This window comes from Candidatus Symbiopectobacterium sp. NZEC135, assembly GCF_025962695.1.
The window spans coordinates 1-927 of record NZ_JAGFPF010000800.1 but is presented as its reverse complement, the minus strand read 5'-3'; the positions used below and the strand labels follow the sequence as shown (position 1 = coordinate 927).

Below are 927 nucleotides of genomic sequence, written 5' to 3'. Positions count from 1 at the left end.
TGGTGCATTATTTAAGCAATATCCGGTACCCCAGGGAATGGCCTGGGCCCCGATAATGGATGACTACCGCGCAAAGCAGCCAAGAACCGATCAGCACCCGGTCAAATAAAACAGTTCGGGATAGAGGGTAATGAGGGATGAGAAATGGGTAACGCAGTAAAAACAGGTGATAACGATACCGGGCACGGTAGCCATCCGCCGACATCAGTCGTGGCGGGATCATCAACCGTTAAGGTTGATGGTCTGCCATTGGCTCGTCAGGGGGATCCTCTCTCTCCACACGGGCACAGTCGAACCATCAGCAGCGGTTCATCCAGTGTCTTTATCGACGGCAAGCCCGCTGCGCGCACCGGAGACACCGTTGGCTGCGGTGGTGTGTTGATAGGCGGGGGAAGTGTCACTATCGGTTGATGTACTTTGGAACCCCTTTTTTGCGGAGCAAAAGGGCCTACATTGCACTACACCGGGTTGGTGAGAAATGCGGTACAAGCTGCGTTGATTTCGTCCATCAGCTCTTTAGCCAAGGGGGTTAGCCCCAACTGCTGTTTGTAGATCAGCGTATACTCGGCAGCAGGCAGCGTTTCTTTGACAGGAACGATCGATGAGAATCGCTTTGGGACCAATAAACAGATAATCCTCATTGGTCACCAACTGCTCGCCAATCGTCATAGAATCGCCATAAATGATGCGACTGTCAGCCTGCTTGCCATTGGGGAAAATATGTTTCTCCAGTTCCTTGTAGTATCCCGTTCTGGCATTTGGGAAATACCATTTACACCCTTGCAATTGGCTGAGTGCGGTGCTGCCCGCTAACGGATGTCCATGTCGTGCCATAATGCAAAACTCGGTCTTGATGGCATTTTCGATAAAGAACTCGTTCATGGATATTTCCGGTGTAGCAATACCAAGATAGAAGTCTATTCTGCC

The 927-nt window shown here is 50.9% G+C and carries 1 protein-coding gene and 1 pseudogene; one reads left to right on the top strand and one right to left on the bottom strand.

All coding sequences use genetic code 11. From position 1 onward, the window contains the following. Positions 1-144: 144 nt before the first annotated feature. Complete coding sequence (locus tag J5224_RS30555; RefSeq protein ID WP_264628790.1) at positions 145-411, top strand: type VI secretion system PAAR protein; 267 nt, start codon at positions 145-147, stop codon at positions 409-411. Between the two features lie 105 nt (positions 412-516). Here the strand turns inward: J5224_RS30555 and J5224_RS30550 are convergent. Then, positions 517-927 (bottom strand): annotated as a pseudogene (locus tag J5224_RS30550) (hypothetical protein); the annotation flags it as partial.

Excerpts from the sequence above, each read along its gene's own strand:
- J5224_RS30555 (WP_264628790.1), top strand. The coding sequence starts at position 145 with ATGGGTAACGCAGTAAAAACAGGTGATAACGATACCGGGCACGGTAGC.